Annotated in this window: 4 protein-coding genes; all 4 read left to right on the top strand. The window is 74.0% G+C overall.

Going from position 1 to position 16,907, the window contains the following annotated elements; translation table 11 throughout:
- Positions 1-190: 190 nt before the first annotated feature.
- From NWFMUON74_RS18445 to NWFMUON74_RS18430, 4 genes are read left to right on the top strand one after another with little or no spacing between them, the layout of a single operon-like run.
- On the top strand, positions 191-8,479 hold the full coding sequence (locus NWFMUON74_RS18445; RefSeq protein WP_187683113.1) for a type I polyketide synthase: 8,289 nt from the start codon (positions 191-193) through the stop codon (positions 8,477-8,479).
- Positions 8,480-8,515: 36 nt separating this feature from the next.
- On the top strand, positions 8,516-14,791 hold the full coding sequence (locus NWFMUON74_RS18440; RefSeq protein ID WP_187683112.1) for a type I polyketide synthase: 6,276 nt from the start codon (positions 8,516-8,518) through the stop codon (positions 14,789-14,791).
- 3 nt (positions 14,792-14,794) lie between these two features.
- Positions 14,795-15,973, top strand: coding sequence for a beta-ketoacyl synthase N-terminal-like domain-containing protein (locus tag NWFMUON74_RS18435; protein ID WP_187683111.1), 1,179 nt, complete (start codon positions 14,795-14,797; stop codon positions 15,971-15,973).
- Positions 15,970-16,899: a beta-ketoacyl synthase N-terminal-like domain-containing protein gene (locus NWFMUON74_RS18430; protein ID WP_187683110.1), complete on the top strand. Its 930-nt coding sequence runs from the start codon at positions 15,970-15,972 to the stop codon at positions 16,897-16,899. The genes NWFMUON74_RS18435 and NWFMUON74_RS18430 overlap by 4 nt, the downstream gene beginning before the upstream one ends.
- Positions 16,900-16,907 lie beyond the last annotated feature (8 nt).

The raw sequence follows: 16,907 nt of genomic DNA, 5'->3' as shown, positions 1-16,907 counted from the left end.
GCTCGGTCCGGAACCGCTCGTCGGCCACGGAAGCCATTGTACCGCAAGGGTATTGACGCAATCGGTCCGTGTCGATCCGACAATGTCGCCGCGCCGCCGCCGAAGAAGGGATCACATTCTTCCGCCGATCGGATATTGTTCATTGGGGGACCGGCCCGGTGCCCACTCACGACCCGGGGAGCGCGAGGCGATGGAGACCACTACTGCCGCGACGCCGGTGACCGACCGCGACGACATCGCCGTGATCGGTATGGCGTGCCGGGTGCCGCGCGCCCGGACGCCGCAGGAGTTCTGGCGGTTGCTGGTGGACGGCCGCGACACCCTCGGCGACACACCGGCCGATCGCCGGTCCGGCGCCGCGCCGCTGCCGCCCGGCCTGCGCCGCGGGTCCTACCTGCCCGACGCCGCGGAGTTCGACGCGGACTTCTTCGGGATGTCGCCGCGCGAGGCCGCGGCGACCGACCCGCAGCAGCGCTTGGCCCTGGAACTGAGCTGGGAGGCCCTCGAGTCGGCGGGCATCGTGCCGGATCGTCTGCGGGGCGGGCGGACCGGGGTTTTCGTCGGCGCCTCGGGCGGTGACTTCGCGACGGTTCTGTCGAGGCTCGGCGACACCGCGGTCGGGGCGCACACACTCACCGGCACCAGTCGCGGGCTGATCGCGAACCGGGTGTCGTATGCCCTCGGTCTGGGCGGGCCGAGCCTGGCCGTCGATTCCGCGCAGTCGTCGTCGCTGGTCGCCGTGCAGCTGGCGTGCGAGAGCCTGCGGTCGGGCGGCTGCGACCACGCGATCGCGGGCGGTGTGCACCTGAACCTGCTCTCCGAGACCGGGCTGTCGCTGGAGCGGCTCGGCGCGCTGTCGGCCCGCGGCCGGTGCCACACCTTCGATTCCCGCGCCGACGGGTTCGTGCGGGGGGAGGGCGGCGGCATCGTCGTGTTGAAGCCGCTGTCGGCGGCGATACGCGACGGCGACCCGATTCGCGCCGTGGTCCGGGGCGGCGCGGTCAACAACGACGGGGCCACCCTCGGCCTGACCACGCCGAGCATCGACGGGCAGGCCGAGGTGCTGCGGGCGGCCTACGCGCGCGCGGGCATAGCACCGGATCGGGTCGGTTACGTCGAATTGCACGGTACCGGAACGCGAGTCGGGGACCCGGTCGAGGCGGCCGCGCTCGCGCGGGTGCTCGGCGCCGGACGTACCGCGGCGACACCGCTGCGGGTCGGCTCGGTCAAGACCAATATCGGGCATCTCGAGGGCGCGGCCGGTGTCCTCGGGATGATCAAGACGGTGCTGGCGCTCGAGCACGGCCGAATCCCGGCGAGCCTGAACTACGCCGAACCCAATCCCCGAATTCCCATGGCGCAGTGGCACCTGCGGGTCCAGGACCGGCTCGGCGACTGGCCCGACCACGATCGGGCGCGGGTGGCGGGCGTCAGCGCGTTCGGCATCGGCGGGACGAACTGCCACCTGGTGCTGTCCGCGCCGGAACCGGTGGGCGCGCCCGAGCCGCCCGCGCGGCGTCGGCGCGGCGCGCCGATCGCCTGGCCGCTGTCCGCGCGATCGGCCACCGCCCTGCGCGGACAGGCGGCCCGGTTGCTCGAGGTCGTCGACGGCGCGCCGGGACCGGATCCGGTGGATATCGGCTGGTCGCTGGCCACCACCCGGACGGCCTTCGAGCATCGCGCGGTGGTGCTGGGCGCGGACCGCAACGAGTTGGCCGCGGCACTGCGCGGCATGGCCGCCGGGGAGCCCGGCGAGACGGTCGTCACCGCCGCCCGCCCGGCGCGGGCGTCCGGCGCGGTGTTCGTATTTCCCGGACAGGGTTCGCAGTGGCTCGGCATGGCGCGCGCATTGCTGGCGACCTCACCGGTGTTCGCGGACTCGATCGCCCGCTGCCACGAGGCGTTCCGGCCGCTCGCCGACTGGTCGCTGCTCGACGTGCTGGCCGGGCGCGCCGAGGAATCGACCGCCGAGCGCGACGATGTGCTGCAACCGGCATTGTTCTCGATGATGGTCTCGCTCGCGGCGGTGTGGCGATCGTGGGGTGTCGAACCCGCGGTGGTGATCGGGCACTCCCAGGGTGAGATCGCCGCGGCGCATGTGGCGGGCATCTTGTCCCTGGCCGACGCGGCGCGGGTGGTGGCGCGCAGATCGGCTCTGCTGCAGCGGTTGCCGCGCGGTGGCGGCATGCTGTCGGTCGCGGAGTCCGAGGCGCGGCTGCGGCGGCGCCTGGACGGCCGCGAGCTCGAGATAGCCGCGGTCAACGGTCCGCGCCAGGTGGTGGTGAGCGGCGCGGTGACCGCCCTGACCGCCTTGGCACGCGAATGTGCCGCCGCGCGAATCCGTACCCAGCTGCTGCCGGTCGGGTACGGCTCGCACAGCGAGCACGTCGACGCCGTCCGAGACCGGCTGCTCGCGGAGCTGGACGGCGTCGACCCGCGCCCGGGAACGGTGCCGTTCCATTCCACCGTCGAGAACCGGCGGCTCGACGGCGCCGAACTCGGTGCGGCGTACTGGTTCCGGAACCTCCGGGAGCCGGTGCGATTCGACGCGGCCGTCGCCACGCTGCTGGGCGAGGGGCATCGGGTGTTTCTCGAGTCGAGCCCGCACCCGGTCCTGGTGGGCAGTGTGCAGGACATCGTGGCGGAGTCGGTGACCCTCGGGGTCTCGGCCGTCGGGTCGCTGTCGCGTGCGGAGGGCGGGCTCGGCCGGCTGCTGGAGTCGGCGGCGCGGGTGTTCGTCGGTGGCGGCGGTGTCGACTGGCCGGGCGCGCTCGCCGCGACGGCCGGAAGGGGGCGGCGAATCGAATTGCCGCCGTATGCATTCCAACGGCGGCGGTACTGGCCGGACACGTCGGCGGCGGCGCCCGCGCCCGCCCCGGCGGCAACCGGGCCCCGGATCGCGCCGGAGGAAACCGCACCAGCCGAACCGGACGACTACATCGGCATCGTGTGCCGCGAGGCGGCGAGCCTGCTCGGACATCCCGACACCGACGCGATCGTGCCCGAGCGGCCGTTCAAGGCCGCGGGCCTGGCCTCGGCGACGGCCGTCGACCTGGTCACCAGGCTCAGCGCACGCATCGGCGTGCCGTTGCCGTCCAGCGCCGTGTTCGACTACCCCACCCCGGCCGAACTGGGGCGGCGCATCGCGAATCTGGTCGCGGGCGAAGCGGATACGGCCCGCGCGTACGCCGCGGTGGTGACCGACGAGCCGCTCGCGATCGTCGGGATGGCCTGCCGGTTCCCCGGCGGCATCCGATCACCCGAACAGCTGTGGGAGGTCCTCACCGAGGGGCGCGATGTGGTCGGCGACTTCCCAACGGATCGCGGCTGGGATCTGGACGGGCTGTTCGACCCGGACCCCGACGCGCGAGGCAAATCCGCGGTGCGGCGGGGCGGATTTCTCGACGGGGCCGCGGAATTCGACGCGCGCTTCTTCGGGGTCAGCCCGCGCGAGGCGACCGGCATGGATCCGCAGCAGCGGCAGCTGCTCGAGGTGTCGTGGGAGGCGCTCGAGACCGCGGGCATCGATCCGAAGTCGTTGCGCGGCAGCGACACCGGGGTCTTCGTCGGGATATACGGCCAGGACTACGGGCCCCGGCTGCACGCCTCCGGCGGCGACAGCGAAGGCTATCGGCTGACGGGCAGCGCGCTGAGCGTGGCCTCGGGCCGGATCGCGTACTTCCTGGGGTCGCACGGGCCGACGATCTCGGTCGACACGGCGTGCTCCTCGTCGCTGGTGGCGCTGCATCAGGCCGGTCGGTCGCTGCGGTCCGGCGAGTGTGGGCTGGCGCTGGTGGGCGGGGTGACGGTGATGGGTTCGCCGTGGCTGTTCCTGGAGTTCTCCCGGCAGCGCGGCCTGGCGCCGGACGGCCGCTGCAAGTCGTTCGCCGCCGCGGCCGACGGCGTGGGCTGGTCGGAGGGCGTGGGTGTGCTTGTGCTGGAGCGGCTTTCGGACGCACACCGCCACGGGCACGCGGTGCTCGCGGTCGTCCGCGGCTCGGCCGTCAACTCGGACGGCGCGTCCAACGGCCTGACCGCCCCGAACGGGCCCGCGCAGCAGCGGGTGGTGCGCGCGGCGCTGGCCGCGTCGGGCCTGGACGCCACGGAGGTGGACGCGGTCGAGGCGCACGGCACCGGCACGACGCTCGGCGACCCGGTCGAGGCACAGGCGCTACTGGCGACCTACGGGCAGCGGCGACCGGCGGGTAGGCCGCTGTGGCTGGGCTCGGTCAAATCGAATCTGGGTCACACCCAGGCCGCGGCGGGCGTAGCGGGTGTCATCAAGATGGTGCTGGCGCTGCGGCACGGGGTGCTGCCGCGCACCGTGCACGTGGACGAGCCGTCGCCGCACGTGGATTGGTCCGCGGGTGCGGTCGAACTGCTGACCGGAGCCCGGCCCTGGCCCGTCGTGGACCGCCCGTGGCGGGCGAGTGTGTCGGCGTTCGGCATCAGCGGCACGAACGCGCACGTGATCGTCGAGCAGGCGCCCCCGGCCGATCCGGTCGCGGAGCCGCCGCCGACACCCTCGCGGGCGACGGCGTGGGTGGTCTCGGGTCCCGGCCCGGAGGCGCTGGCCGCACAGGCGCACAGGCTGCGCGAATTCCTCACCGCGCGAGCCGATTCGGACCCGGCGTCGGTCGGCTGGTCGCTGGCGCACCGGACGGTGTTCGAGCACCGCGCGGTGGTGACCGGTGCCGACCGCGACACGCTGCTCGCGAAGCTGGCGGGGGTCGGCAGCGCGGGCCCCGGTCCGGTGGCGGGCAAGACGGCGTTCGTCTTCGCCGGGCAGGGAGCGCAGCGACTCGGCATGGGACGCGAACTGTACGAGGCGTTTCCGGCGTTCGCCACGGCGTGGGACGAGGTGACGGCCGCGCTGGCGGCTCACGATCTTCCGACCCAGGGCGTCGTGTGGGGTTCGAGCGCGGCGGACCTGGAGCGCACCGACCAGGCCCAAGCGTCGCTGTTCGCGGTCGAGGTGGCGCTGTACCGGCTGCTCGAAACCTGGGGTGTGACACCGGACCTGGTGATGGGGCACTCGGTGGGCGAGATCGCCGCCGCGCACGTGGCGGGAGTACTGACCCTCGACGAGGCGGCCGGGCTGGTCGCGGTCCGGGGCCGCCTGATGCGGTCGCTGCCGCCGGGCGGGTCGATGGTGGCGGTGCGGGCCGCGGAATCCGAGGTACGCCCGTTCGTGGGCGACGGCGTGGATATCGCCGCGGTGAACGGGCCCCGAGCGGTGGTGGTCTCCGGTGTCGACCACGCCGTGCAGCAGGTCGTGATCTGGTTGCGGGAGCAGGGTTTCCGCACCAGGAGCCTCGCCGTGTCGCACGCCTTCCACTCCGAGTCGATGGAACCGATACTCGCCGAGTTCGAGCGGGCCGCGGCGCATCTGACGCCGAGGCCGCCGAGGATCCCGCTGGTGTCGAATGTGACCGGCGCACCGGCCGATGCGGATTACGGGTCCGCGCGATACTGGGTCCGCCACGCCCGGGAACCGGTGCGTTTCGCCGACGGCATCCGATTCCTCGAGGACGCCGGGGTGACCAGGTTCCTCGAGCTCGGGCCGGACGCCGGTTCGGCCGCGGCGGTCCAGGAATCGGTGCGGCGCCCGGATGTCGTCGCCGTCCCCACGCTGCGGCGGCAGCGGCCGGAGGCCGAGGCTGTGCTCGCGGCCGTGGGCACGGTGTTCGAAGCCGGTGCGGACGTCCGGTGGAAGGCGGTCTTCGACGGCACCGGAGCGCGACGGGTGCCGCTGCCCACCTACGCGTTCGCCACCGGCCGGTACTGGCTCGCCGACGCCGGAGCCCGACCGGGCGACACCGCCGCGGCCGGACTGGACGCTGCCGCCCATCCGATGCTGGGCGCGGTGGTGCCGCACCCGGATTCGGCGGGCTTCACGCTCACCGGCCGGCTCGCGCCCGACTCGCCCGGTTGGCTGCGCGACCATGTGGTCGGTGCGACCGTGCTGCTGCCGGGCACCGGATTCCTCGAATTGGCGCTGCGCGCCGCCGCGGAGGCCGGATGCGCGACCGTGCGGGAGCTGACGCTGCAAGTGCCACTGGTGTTCCCGGACGACGCGCCGCGGCAGGTGCAGGTACTGGTCGGTGCGCCGGACGAGGCGGGCGAGCGGACGATCTCGGTGCATTCGCGGGCGGCGCACGGGCAGAACTGGACCACTCACGCCCAGGGCGTGCTCGCGCGGGAGCGCGCGGCGGCACCCGACCCGGGCGAGTCGGGCCGATGGCCCCCGGCCGCGGCCGACCCGATCGAGACAGCGGACGGATACGCCCGCCTGGCCGAGTGGGGGTTCGAGTACGGGCCGTCGTTCCGCGGGCTGACCGGCGCCTGGCGGCGCTCCGGCGAGATCTTCGGAGAGGCCGCGCTGCCTGCCGAAATGCGCGGTGAGGCAGCCGATTTCGCGCTACACCCGGCCCTGCTGGACGCCGCCCTGCACGCGCTGCTGCACGCGTTCCTGGCCGACCGCGGCGCCGGCGACGTGCTGCTGCCGTTCGGGTGGGAGGACGTCTCGGTCGTCGAACCGGGTGTGCCCGCGGTGCGCGTGCGCATGACATTCACCGGAGCCGACGCGGTCTCGCTGGTGGGCACCGACGAGTCGGGCCGGGTGGTGCTGACGGTCGGCACGTTGCGATGGCGTCCGATCTCGGCGGAGCAACTGGGCGCCGCGGACGCCCGGGACCGGCTGGCCGAAGTGCGGTGGGTGCCCGCGGAGGCGGCCGTCGGCCGGGCCGCTCGGCCGTGGGCGCACTGGCCCGAGGTCGCGCGGCTGCCACAGGTTCCGCCCGTGGTGCTGCTGGACTGCCGGTCCGGCGAGCCCGCCGCGGACGTCCCGGAATCCTTGCGCGAGAAGGTATCCGGCGTGCTCGCCGTGGTGCGGGCCTGGTTGTCCGAGGACCGGTACGCGTCGAGCACCCTCGTGATCGCCACCGGCGGCGCGGTGGGCGAGAACGTGCGCGACCTCGCCGCGGCGGCGGTGTGGGGACTGGTGCGCTCGGCGCAGTCGGAGGATCCGGGCCGCATCGTGCTGGCCGACGTGCCGTCCGGCGACATCGATGTGGAGGCTGTCCTCGCGCCCGGCGAACCGCAGGTCCTGCTGCGTGACGGGGCCGCCCACGTGCCGCGGGTGACGCGCCTGCCCGGCGACTCGACCGCACCGCCACCGGACCTGCGGGACGGCACGGTGCTGATCACCGGCGGCACCGGCGGATTGGGTGCGGTGCTGGCCCGCCACCTGGCCGAGCACTGGGGTGCGCGGCGACTGCTGCTGGCGAGCCGGCGCGGAACCGCGGCGCCGGGCGCGACGGAACTCGTTCGGCGCCTGGAGGATACCGGCGCGGTGGTGGACGTGGCCGCGTGCGACGTCTCCGATCCGGTCGCGGTCCGCGAGCTGATCACGAGAGTCGCTCCCGAGCATCCGCTGGCCGGTATCGTGCACGCCGCGGGCGTCGCGGCGAACGGTCTCGTCGGTGCGTTGTCGCCGCAACAGCTGGAGGCGGTGCTCGCGCCGAAGGCCGTCGGCGCCTGGCGGCTGCACGAGGCGACGCGGGACCTGGATCTGCGGCTGTTCGTGCTGTTCTCGTCGGAGGCCGGTGTGCTCGGCGGCCCGGGACAGGCGAACTACGCCGCCGCCAACACCTTCCTCGACGCCCTGGCCGTATGGCGGCGCGCCCGGGGCCTGGCCGCGCAGTCGATCGCGTGGGGATTGTGGCAGCAGGACGGCGGCATGACCGAGCGGCTCGGCGACCTCGATCTGGCCCGCGTCGAGCGGGACGGGCTGGTGGCGATGTCCACCGCCGAAGGCCTGGCCATGTTCGATGCCGCCGTGCGCACCGGCGCCGCGGCCGTGCTGGCCGCCCCCTTCGACCCGGCCGTCCTGCGCGCGCAGGCACACGCCGGGCAGCTCCCGCCGATACTCGGCGGGCTGGTGCCCGCGCGCGCACCGGTCCGCTCCGGTGGCGAACTCGCACAGCGTCTGCGGCGCACCCCCGAACCCGAGCGGCAGCGCCTGGTGCTCGACGCGGTCCGGGCCGAGATCGCGATCGTGCTGGGCCACAGCGGATCCGGCGCGATCGATCCCGGCCAGAAATTCGAGGAGATGGGGTTCGACTCGCTGAGCGCGGTGGAAGTGCGCAACCGCATCAAGAACGTGACCGGCCTGCGCCTTTCGACCACCGCCGTCTTCGACTACCCGACACCGAGCGCGCTGGCCGCGCATCTGGCCGAGCAACTCGGCCCGAGCACCCCCGCCCGCTCGGAGCCGGTGGTCGACGACGACGCCCTGCGCCGGGCGTTGCGGTCGGTGCCGATCGAGCGGTTCCGGGCCGCGGGCATTCTCGACACGCTCGTGGGTCTGGCAGCCGAGCAGCGGCAGGCGGTGGCGCAGCGCGGCGCCGTCCGGATCGACGAGATGGATCAGGAGGCGCTCATCCGCCACATCCTGCAGTCCGACAGCGGTTCCTGACCGCGCGCACTCGACCCATCGACGGAGGGTGTCACCATGACCGCGCCGCAAGACCGGCTCCTCGAAGCGCTCCGCGTCGCCGCGAAGGACAACGAGCGCCTGCACAGCGAACTCGCGGCGCTGCGGGCCGCCCGGTCCGAGCCCATCGCCATCGTCGGAATGGGCTGCCGCTATCCCGGGGATGTCGGGTCGCCGGAAGACCTGTGGCGCTTGGTCGCCGACGGCCGCGACGCGGTGGGGGACTTCCCGTCCGACCGCGGCTGGGACCTGGCCAACCTGTTCGACCCGGATCCGGACGCGGTGGGCCGGTCGACGGTGCGCCAGGGCGGGTTCCTCTACGGGGCTGGCGAATTCGACGCGGGCCTGTTCGGCATGTCCCCGCGCGAGACGCTGGCCACCGATCCGCAGCAGCGGCTGTTGCTCGAAGTGACCTGGGAGGCGCTGGAATCCGCGGGCATCGACCCGAAGTCGCTGCGGGACAGCGATACCGGGGCCTTCATCGGGATCATGCACGGCGACTACGGTTCCCGATTCTCCGGCGGCGCGCGGACCGCGGCGGGCGCGGAGGGCTACCTGCTGACCGGCAGCGCCGGAAGTGTCGCATCCGGCCGCGTCTCGTACTTCCTCGGCCTGGCGGGACCGGCCGTGACGGTGGACACCGGCTGCTCCTCCTCGCTGGTCACCCTGCACCAGGCCGTCCAGTCGCTGCGTGCGGGGGAGACCGCGCTCGCGCTCGCGGGCGGGGTGACGGTCATGGCCACGCCGTGGATGTTCGTGGAATTCTCCCGGCAGCGCGGTGTCTCGCCGGACGGCCGGTGCAAATCCTTCGCCGCGGCGGCCGACGGCGTCGGCTGGGCGGAGGGCGTGGGAATGCTGGTGCTGGAACGGCTTTCGGACGCCGAACGGCACGGCCACGAGGTGCTGGCCGTGCTCCGGGGCTCGGCGGTGAACCAGGACGGGGCCAGCAACGGGCTGACCGCCCCGAACGGTCCCGCGCAGCAGCGGGTCATCCGCGCGGCGCTCGCGAACGCCGGTCTCACGGTGACCGACGTGGACGCCGTGGAGGCGCACGGCACCGGCACCACCCTCGGCGACCCGATCGAGGCCCAGGCCGTGCTGGCGACCTACGGGCAGCGCGACCGGTCGGGACCGCCGCTGTGGCTGGGGTCGATCAAATCGAATCTGGGCCACACTCAGGCCGCGGCGGGTGTGGCCGGGGTGATCAAGATGGTCCAGGCGATGCGGCACGGTGTGCTGCCGCGCACGCTGCACGTGGACCGGCCCAGCCCGCACGTCGAGTGGGACACCGGTCATGTCGCGGTGCTGACCGAACCGCAGCCGTGGCCGGACACGGGCCGCCCGCGCCGGGCGGCGGTGTCGTCGTTCGGCATCTCGGGCACCAACGCGCACGTGATCGTCGAACAGGCACCGCCGCGCGAGCCGGAGCCGGAGCCGGTCGCCCTGCCCGTGATCGCGTGGGCGCTCTCCGCGCGCAGCCGGCCGGCGCTCGCGCAGCAGGTGGAACGCCTGTCGGCCTGGTTGTCCGCGCACCCGGACGCGCTGCCGGTGGAGGTCGGCCGGTCGCTGGCCGGGCGCGCCGCCCTCGACCATCGCGCGGTCGTGCTCGGGTCCGACCGGGGTGAATTGCTGGCGGGTCTGGCGGCGATAGGGGAGACCGCGGCGGCCGTCACCGGTGCGACCGCGTTCGTGTTCGGTGGTCAAGGAGCGCAGCGGCCGGGGATGGGCCGCGAGCTGTACCGGGCGTATCCGGTCTTCGCCGCGGCGTGGGATGCCGCGTCGGCGGCGATCGAACGGCATACCGGCTGTGCGGTCGCCGATGTCGCGTGGGGCTCGGACGCCGCGGCGCTCACCCGGACGCTGCACGCGCAGACCGGGCTGTTCACCGTCGAGGTCGCCCTGTTCCGGCTGCTCGAGAGCTGGGGAGTGCGCCCCGACGTGGTGCTGGGCCATTCGGTGGGGGAGATCGCGGCCGCGCACGTCGCGGGGGTGCTGTCGCTCGCGGACGCGGCGGCGCTGGTGGCGGCGCGCGCCCGCTTGATGGACGACCTGCCCGGCAGCGGTGCGATGGTCGCGGTGCAGGCGAGCGCGGACGAGGTGGCGCTGCTGCTGGCGTCCATGGCGGCCGTGGCCGACGCGGCGCCGCCGCTGCTGGCCGACGGCGTCGGCATCGCGGCGATCAATTCACCGGTGTCGGTGGTGCTTTCGGGTGTCGAGGAACGGGTGCTCGATGTGGCGGCGGGGCTCGTCGCGCGAGGGCGGCGGACGACACGGCTCGACGTCTCGCATGCCTTCCATTCGCAGCTGATGGAGCCGATGCTGGACGAATTCCGCCGGGCGGCGGCCGATCTCACGGTGCGCGCGCCGCGCCTGCCGATCGTCTCGAACGTCACCGGCGCGGTGGCCGCGGACGGCTACGGAACGGCCGACTACTGGGTGCGGCACGCGCGCGAGACGGTCCGGTTCGCCGATGGTGTTGCGGCGCTGCGGGATCGGGGCGTCACCAGGATCGTGGCGGTGAGTCCGGACGCGAGCCTGGTCGCGGCGATCACGGAGTCGGCGCCGGAGATCGGCACCATCGTCGCGGCGCTGCGTAAGGATCGGCCGGAGCCGCGCGCCCTCCTCGAGGGCGTGGGGCGGGTATTCGCGGCCGGGCAGGCGGTCGACTGGCCGGCGCTGTTCGAGGGTACCGGCGCCAGGCGGGTTCCCTTGCCCACGTACGCCTTCCAGCATCGCCGGTATTGGCTGCCGATGCCGGACGGGGGCGACCCGGCGGGCCTGGGGCTGCGCAGCCCGGAGCATCCGCTGCTGGGCGCGGTCCTCGACGGGCCGGAGCCGGGAGAACTGCGGCTGACCGGACGGATATCACCCGCCACCCATCCGTGGCTGGCCGACCACCGCGTGCACGACGCGGTCCTGTTCCCGGGAACCGGATTCGTCGAACTGGCGTTGTGCGCCGCCGCGGCGGCCGGGTGCGCCGCCATCCGCGAGCTGACAGTGCTTGCGCCACTGGCTTTCCGCGAAGACGAGCCACGCCGGATCCAGGTCGTGGTGCAGGCGCCGGACGGCACCGGCGACCGCGCGGTGCGCATCCATTCGGCCGCCGACGCCGTCGACGGCGAGTGGGTCCGGCACGCGGAAGGAGTACTCCGCGCCGAGGCCGACGCCCGGCCCGGCGCCGCACCGCCGTGGCCACCTGCGGATCTGACGGAGCTGGATACGGACGCGGCCTACGACCGGCTCGCCGAGCTCGGGTACCACTACGGCCCCCGCGCGCAGGCCCTGCGCCGCGCGTGGTCCGGTGGGGCCGACCACGCCGCTACGGCCGAGCTGAGCGGTGAGAACGCCACCGAGGCAGCGGGTTTCATACTTCATCCGGTGTTGCTGGACGCGGTGCTGCACGCCCTGCTGCTCGATCGGGAGCCGGGCGAGGCCCCGGTGGTGCCGTTCGCGTGGGAGGACGTGGCGGTACCGGTGCGGGGGATCTCGGTGGCGCGGGTGTGGCTGCACCGCGGCGGTGACGATGTGTACTCGCTGCACGGTGCCGACGCATCGGGCCGCACCGTGCTGTCCGTGGGGGCGGTCCGGTTGCGTCCGATGCCCGAGACGCCGGAAGCTGTCCGCCGGACACCCTTGCCGCTCACCGCCTTACAGTGGATCCCGGTCGAATCGGTCGATCGGGCACCGGTGCGCTGGGTCCACTGGTCGGACCTCGACGACGTGGCCGCGATACCGCCGGCGGTCGTACTGGATTGCCGCTCGGCAGCGCCCGAGACCGCGATCGCGCAGGCCGCCCACCGGCTCGTCGGCCGGGTGCTGGAGGTGGTACGGCGCTGGTTGTCCGATCCGCGGTTCGCTGCCGGGACCCTGGTGATCGTCACGTCGGGAGCGGCGGGCGACCGGGTGACCGATGCCGCGGGTGCGGCCGCCTGGGGCCTGGTGGCCTCGGCCCAATCCGAGGACCCGGGCCGGATGGTGCTCGCGGACGTGCCGCCGGGCGAGATCGACGTCGCGGGCATCCTCGGCGCCGGCGAACCCCGGGTGGTGGTGCGCGACGGTGTACCGCACGCGGCGCGGCTGCGAGCCGTGCGGGACTTCGGGCACTTGGCAATTCCGCCGGTGTCGGCCGGGCCCTGGCGTCTCGCGGCGACCGGTGGCGGCGCGCTGGACGGGCTCGCCTCGACACCGTTCCCGGAGCTGGCCCGGCCGCTCGGTCCCGGCGAGGTGCGGCTCGCGGTCCGGGCCGCGGGGCTGAACTTCCGCGACGTCCTGATCGCGCTGGGCATGTACCCCGATACCGGGACGCCGATCGGCTCGGAGGTGTCGGGAGTCGTGGTGGAAACCGGTCCGGGCGTAACCGGCCTCGCGCCCGGCGATCGGGTGATGGGTCTGGTCGAACAGGGCGTCGGGCCGCGTGTCGTGGCCGATCACCGCCTGCTCGTCCCCGTCCCGGCGGGCCTGACGGACACCGAGGCCGCCGGCGTGTGCGTGGCATTCCTCACCGCCGAATACGCGCTCACCGATCTGGCCGAACTCGGTCCCGGCGACCGCGTCCTCGTTCACGCCGCGACCGGCGGCGTGGGCGCCGCGGCCGTCCAGCTGGCCCGGCGGCGGGGCGCGGAGGTCTTCGCCACCGCCAGTCCGCCGAAATGGAACGCCCTGCGCGACATGGGCTTCGACGACGAGCACCTCGCCTCCTCCCGCACCGGCGAATTCGAGGAGAAGTTCGCCGCGGTGACACACGGCGAGGGATTCGACGTCGTCCTGGACTGCCTGGCCGGTGAGCTGGTCGACGCCTCGCTCCGGCTCCTGCCGCGTGGCGGCCGGTTCGTGGAGATGGGCAAGACCGACATCCGCGACGCCGATGCGGTCGCCGAGCGATATCCCGGCGTCACCTACCGGGCCTTCGACCTGTTCGACGCCGGACCGGACCGGTTGCGGGCGATGCTCACCGAACTCGCCGGACTGTTCGACAGCGGTGCGCTGCGGGCGCTGCCCACCCGCAGCTGGGATATCCGGGACGCGCCCGAGGCATTCCGGTTCTTCGGCCTCGCGCGGCAGGTCGGCAAACTCGTGCTGACGATCCCGGCCGCACTGTGTGAGGGGACCGTCCTGATCACCGGCGGGACCGGGGATCTGGGCGCGGCGGTCGCGCAGCACCTGGTATCACGGTGGGGGACACGGCGTCTCATCCTGGTCAGCCGGCGGGGCGCGGCCGCGCCGGGCGCCGCGGAACTGCTGGCGCGCCTGCGCGACGCGGGTGCGGTAGCCGAGGCGGTGGCCTGTGACGTGACCGACCCGATCGCGGTCCGTGACGTGGTGGCCGCGGTGCCGCCGGAGCACCCGTTGACCGGGATCGTCCACGCCGCGGGCATTCTCGACGACGGCGTCGTCGGCGCGCTGACTCCGGAACGGGTCGCCGCGGTACTCGCACCCAAGGTCGACGGCGCGTGGCGGCTGCACGAGGCGACCGCCGCCGCGCCGCTGTCGGCCTTCGTGCTGTTCTCCTCCGTCGCCGGAGTGTTCGGCAGCGCCGGTCAAGGCAGCTACGCCGCCGCCAACGCCTTCCTGGACGGCCTGGCCGCGTGGCGGCGTTCGCGGGGCCTGCCGGGCCAGTCCATCGCCTGGGGCCCCTGGGGCGAGGCCGGTGGCATGGCCGGGCGGCTGGCCGCGGTCGACGCCGCGCGCATGCGGCGCGACGGACTGGTGGCGCTGTCCACGGCCGAGGCGCTGGCCCTGCTCGACGCCGCGCTCGAACAGGGACCCGATCGCGTGGTGGCGGCACGGCTGGACACCGGCGCGCTCCGTGCCCGCGCACGGGACGGGCAACTGGCGCCGTTGCTGTCCGACCTGATCGCCACGGTTCCGCGCGACCCGGGCCGGGCAGTCGCCGGGCTGGCCCGGCGACTGCGAGAGACCCCGTCCCGCAACCACGTCCGCGTGGTTCTCGACATCCTGCGGACCGAGATCGCGCTGGTGCTCGGCCATCACAGTGCCGCCGCGGTCGACGGCGACCAGAACTTCAAGGACATGGGCTTCGACTCGCTCAGCGCCGTGGAACTGCGCAATCGCCTGAATTCCACGACGGGCCTGCGGCTTTCCCCGACCCTGCTGTTCGACTATCCGACTCCGGCCGCGCTCGCCGCGCACGTGCTGGCGCAGTTCTCCCCGGGCACCGAGTCACCCGCGCCCGCCGAGCCGGACCCGGACGTGTACTCGGCCGTCGACACCATGGGCACTGCCGATCTCGTGGCGCTGGCCCTGGCACCCGAACGCGACGACGAGGCGGGGTAGCGCATGGACGACATCGTGATCACGGGACTCGGCGCGGTCTCGTGCTTCGGCCGGGGCGTCGAGGCGCTGTGGGCGGCGATGGCGGCGGCGGTCAGCGAGCCGGTGGCGGTCTCCGACGAGTACGCGCGCATGCCGCACCGCAAACTGTACGCGGTGCCGGAGCGGGCGATCGACGCCGAACCCGCCGCGGTCGGTGAGCTGCCGATCGGCGCCGCCGGGCGCCTGGCGATCGACGCCGCCGAGCAGGCACTCGAGGACGCGGGTGCGGCCGAGACCGATCCGGACCGGCGAGCCGTGGTGGTGGGCAGTGGTTTCGGTGACTGGCGGCTGCACGAGCGGTGGCGGACCGAGGGGTTCCCGGACACCGACTCCTGGGCGCCGACGTTTTCCGTGGCCGCCGCCGTCGGAGCCGGGCTGCCCGCGCGCGGTCCCAATATCAGCGTCAGCAACGCCTGTGCCGCAGGCGGATACGCGCTGTCCCTCGCCGCGGAGCTCATCCGATCCGGGCAGGCCGATGTCGTGGTGGCGGGCGGGGTGGAAACCTATCACCGGACGTCGATGGGCTGCTTCAACCGGCTCGCCGCCGTCGACCCGGTCCGCTGCCGGCCGTTCGACGCGGACCGGCAGGGCACCATCTTCGGCGAAGGCGCCGCGATGCTGGTGGTCGAATCCGCCGCGCGGGCCGCCCGCCGTCCGGCCGCGCGGAGCTACGCCCGTCTCGCCGGAAGCGCCTGGAGCAGTGACGGTTTCCACCTCAACGCACCCGAACCGGGCGGCACGCGGATCGAGCGGGCGATGCGCGCGGCCCTGGCGGCGGCGCGCATCCCGGCGGCGGCGCTGGGCTGTGTCATCCCGCACGCCACGGGCACCACCCTCAATGACGCGATCGAGGCGCGCGCCCTGGAGCGGGTGCTCGGCGCGCACGCCCCCACCACGCCGACCTACAGCTTGAAGGGCCTCACCGGGCACACCGGCGGTGCGGCGGGCGCCTTCGCGGCCGTGGCGGCGACCATGATGCTCGAGCACGGTACCGTTCCGCCGAATCCGCCCATCGGGCAACAGGATCCGCAGTGCCGGGTGTGGCTGCCGCGGCGGGCGCGGCGGCTGCGGCAGCCGTCGATCCTGGTGAACGCCTACGGCTTCGGCGGCAACAACGTGTCGCTCGTGCTGGCGGCGGCATGACCGGCGCGGTCCTCGCCCCGGAGGAACCGGTCGTCACCGGCATCGGTGTGGTCGTTCCGCGCGGCAGCGCGCCGGGCCGGCCATGGTTCGACTATCGCAGTGAACTCGGCCGACGCGGCTACAAGTACTTTCCACCGGCGTGTCACTACCTGCTGGCCGCGGCGCGGCGGGCGGTGGCGGACGCGGGCGGCCCGCCCGATTGCGCGCCCGCGCTGCGTTCGGCGGCCGTCGGGACCAACAGCGCGGGATCGGTGTGGCATTCGGAGATGGACCGGACGATCGTGGAAGCCGGTGCGCACGAACTCAGTCCGATGACCGCGACCTTCTTCTCGATCAATCTCGTCGCCGGTCAGCTCGCCATCGAACACGAGCTGACCGCCTTCACGCTCACGTTCACCAGCCCGCACGTCGCCGGGGTGGAGGCGCTGCAGCTCGGTGCGCTGTCGCTGCGGCCGGGACCGGCGCGGTGGATGCTGGTGGGCGCCACGGAGGCTGCGCTGGACGCGGACGAGCCGGGCGCCGCGCGCTCGGAAGAGGGATCGGTGGTGCTGGTCGTCGAACCGGCCGGGCTCGCCGCGGCCAGGGGAGCGCGGTGGTACGGGCGGTGCGGGTCGGCCTCGGGCTTCCTGCCGCCGGACGAGGCCGACCCCGGCCGCGCCGGTGAGCTGCTCGCGCGGCTGGGCGTGCGCGATGGCGCGGCGCCGGTCCGCGCGGTGGTGGACGACAGTTCGAGCGTCGGCCGGGCGGTGCGGCGGGCGCTGGGGCCGCGGGCGGGGATCGTGGCGGCCCGGTCCGGATGTCTGGAGCCGATGGTGCAGGTGGCGGCCGGTCTGACGGACGGCCCGCCGGTGTCGTTGTGTGTCGCGGCGTCGAGCGCGGGAAACATTGTTGTGACACGACTCGAGCGGGCGTTCCCGGGCAGTTGACGTGCATT

This window comes from Nocardia wallacei, from assembly GCF_014466955.1.
Taxonomy (GTDB): Bacteria; Actinomycetota; Actinomycetes; order Mycobacteriales; family Mycobacteriaceae; genus Nocardia; species Nocardia wallacei.
This window is presented reverse-complemented; position numbering and strand designations above follow the sequence as displayed.

Excerpts from the sequence above, each read along its gene's own strand:
- NWFMUON74_RS18445 (WP_187683113.1), top strand. The coding sequence starts at position 191 with ATGGAGACCACTACTGCCGCGACGCCGGTGACCGACCGCGACGACATC.
- NWFMUON74_RS18440 (WP_187683112.1), top strand. The coding sequence starts at position 8,516 with ATGACCGCGCCGCAAGACCGGCTCCTCGAAGCGCTCCGCGTCGCCGCG.
- NWFMUON74_RS18435 (WP_187683111.1), top strand. The coding sequence starts at position 14,795 with ATGGACGACATCGTGATCACGGGACTCGGCGCGGTCTCGTGCTTCGGC.
- NWFMUON74_RS18430 (WP_187683110.1), top strand. The coding sequence starts at position 15,970 with ATGACCGGCGCGGTCCTCGCCCCGGAGGAACCGGTCGTCACCGGCATC.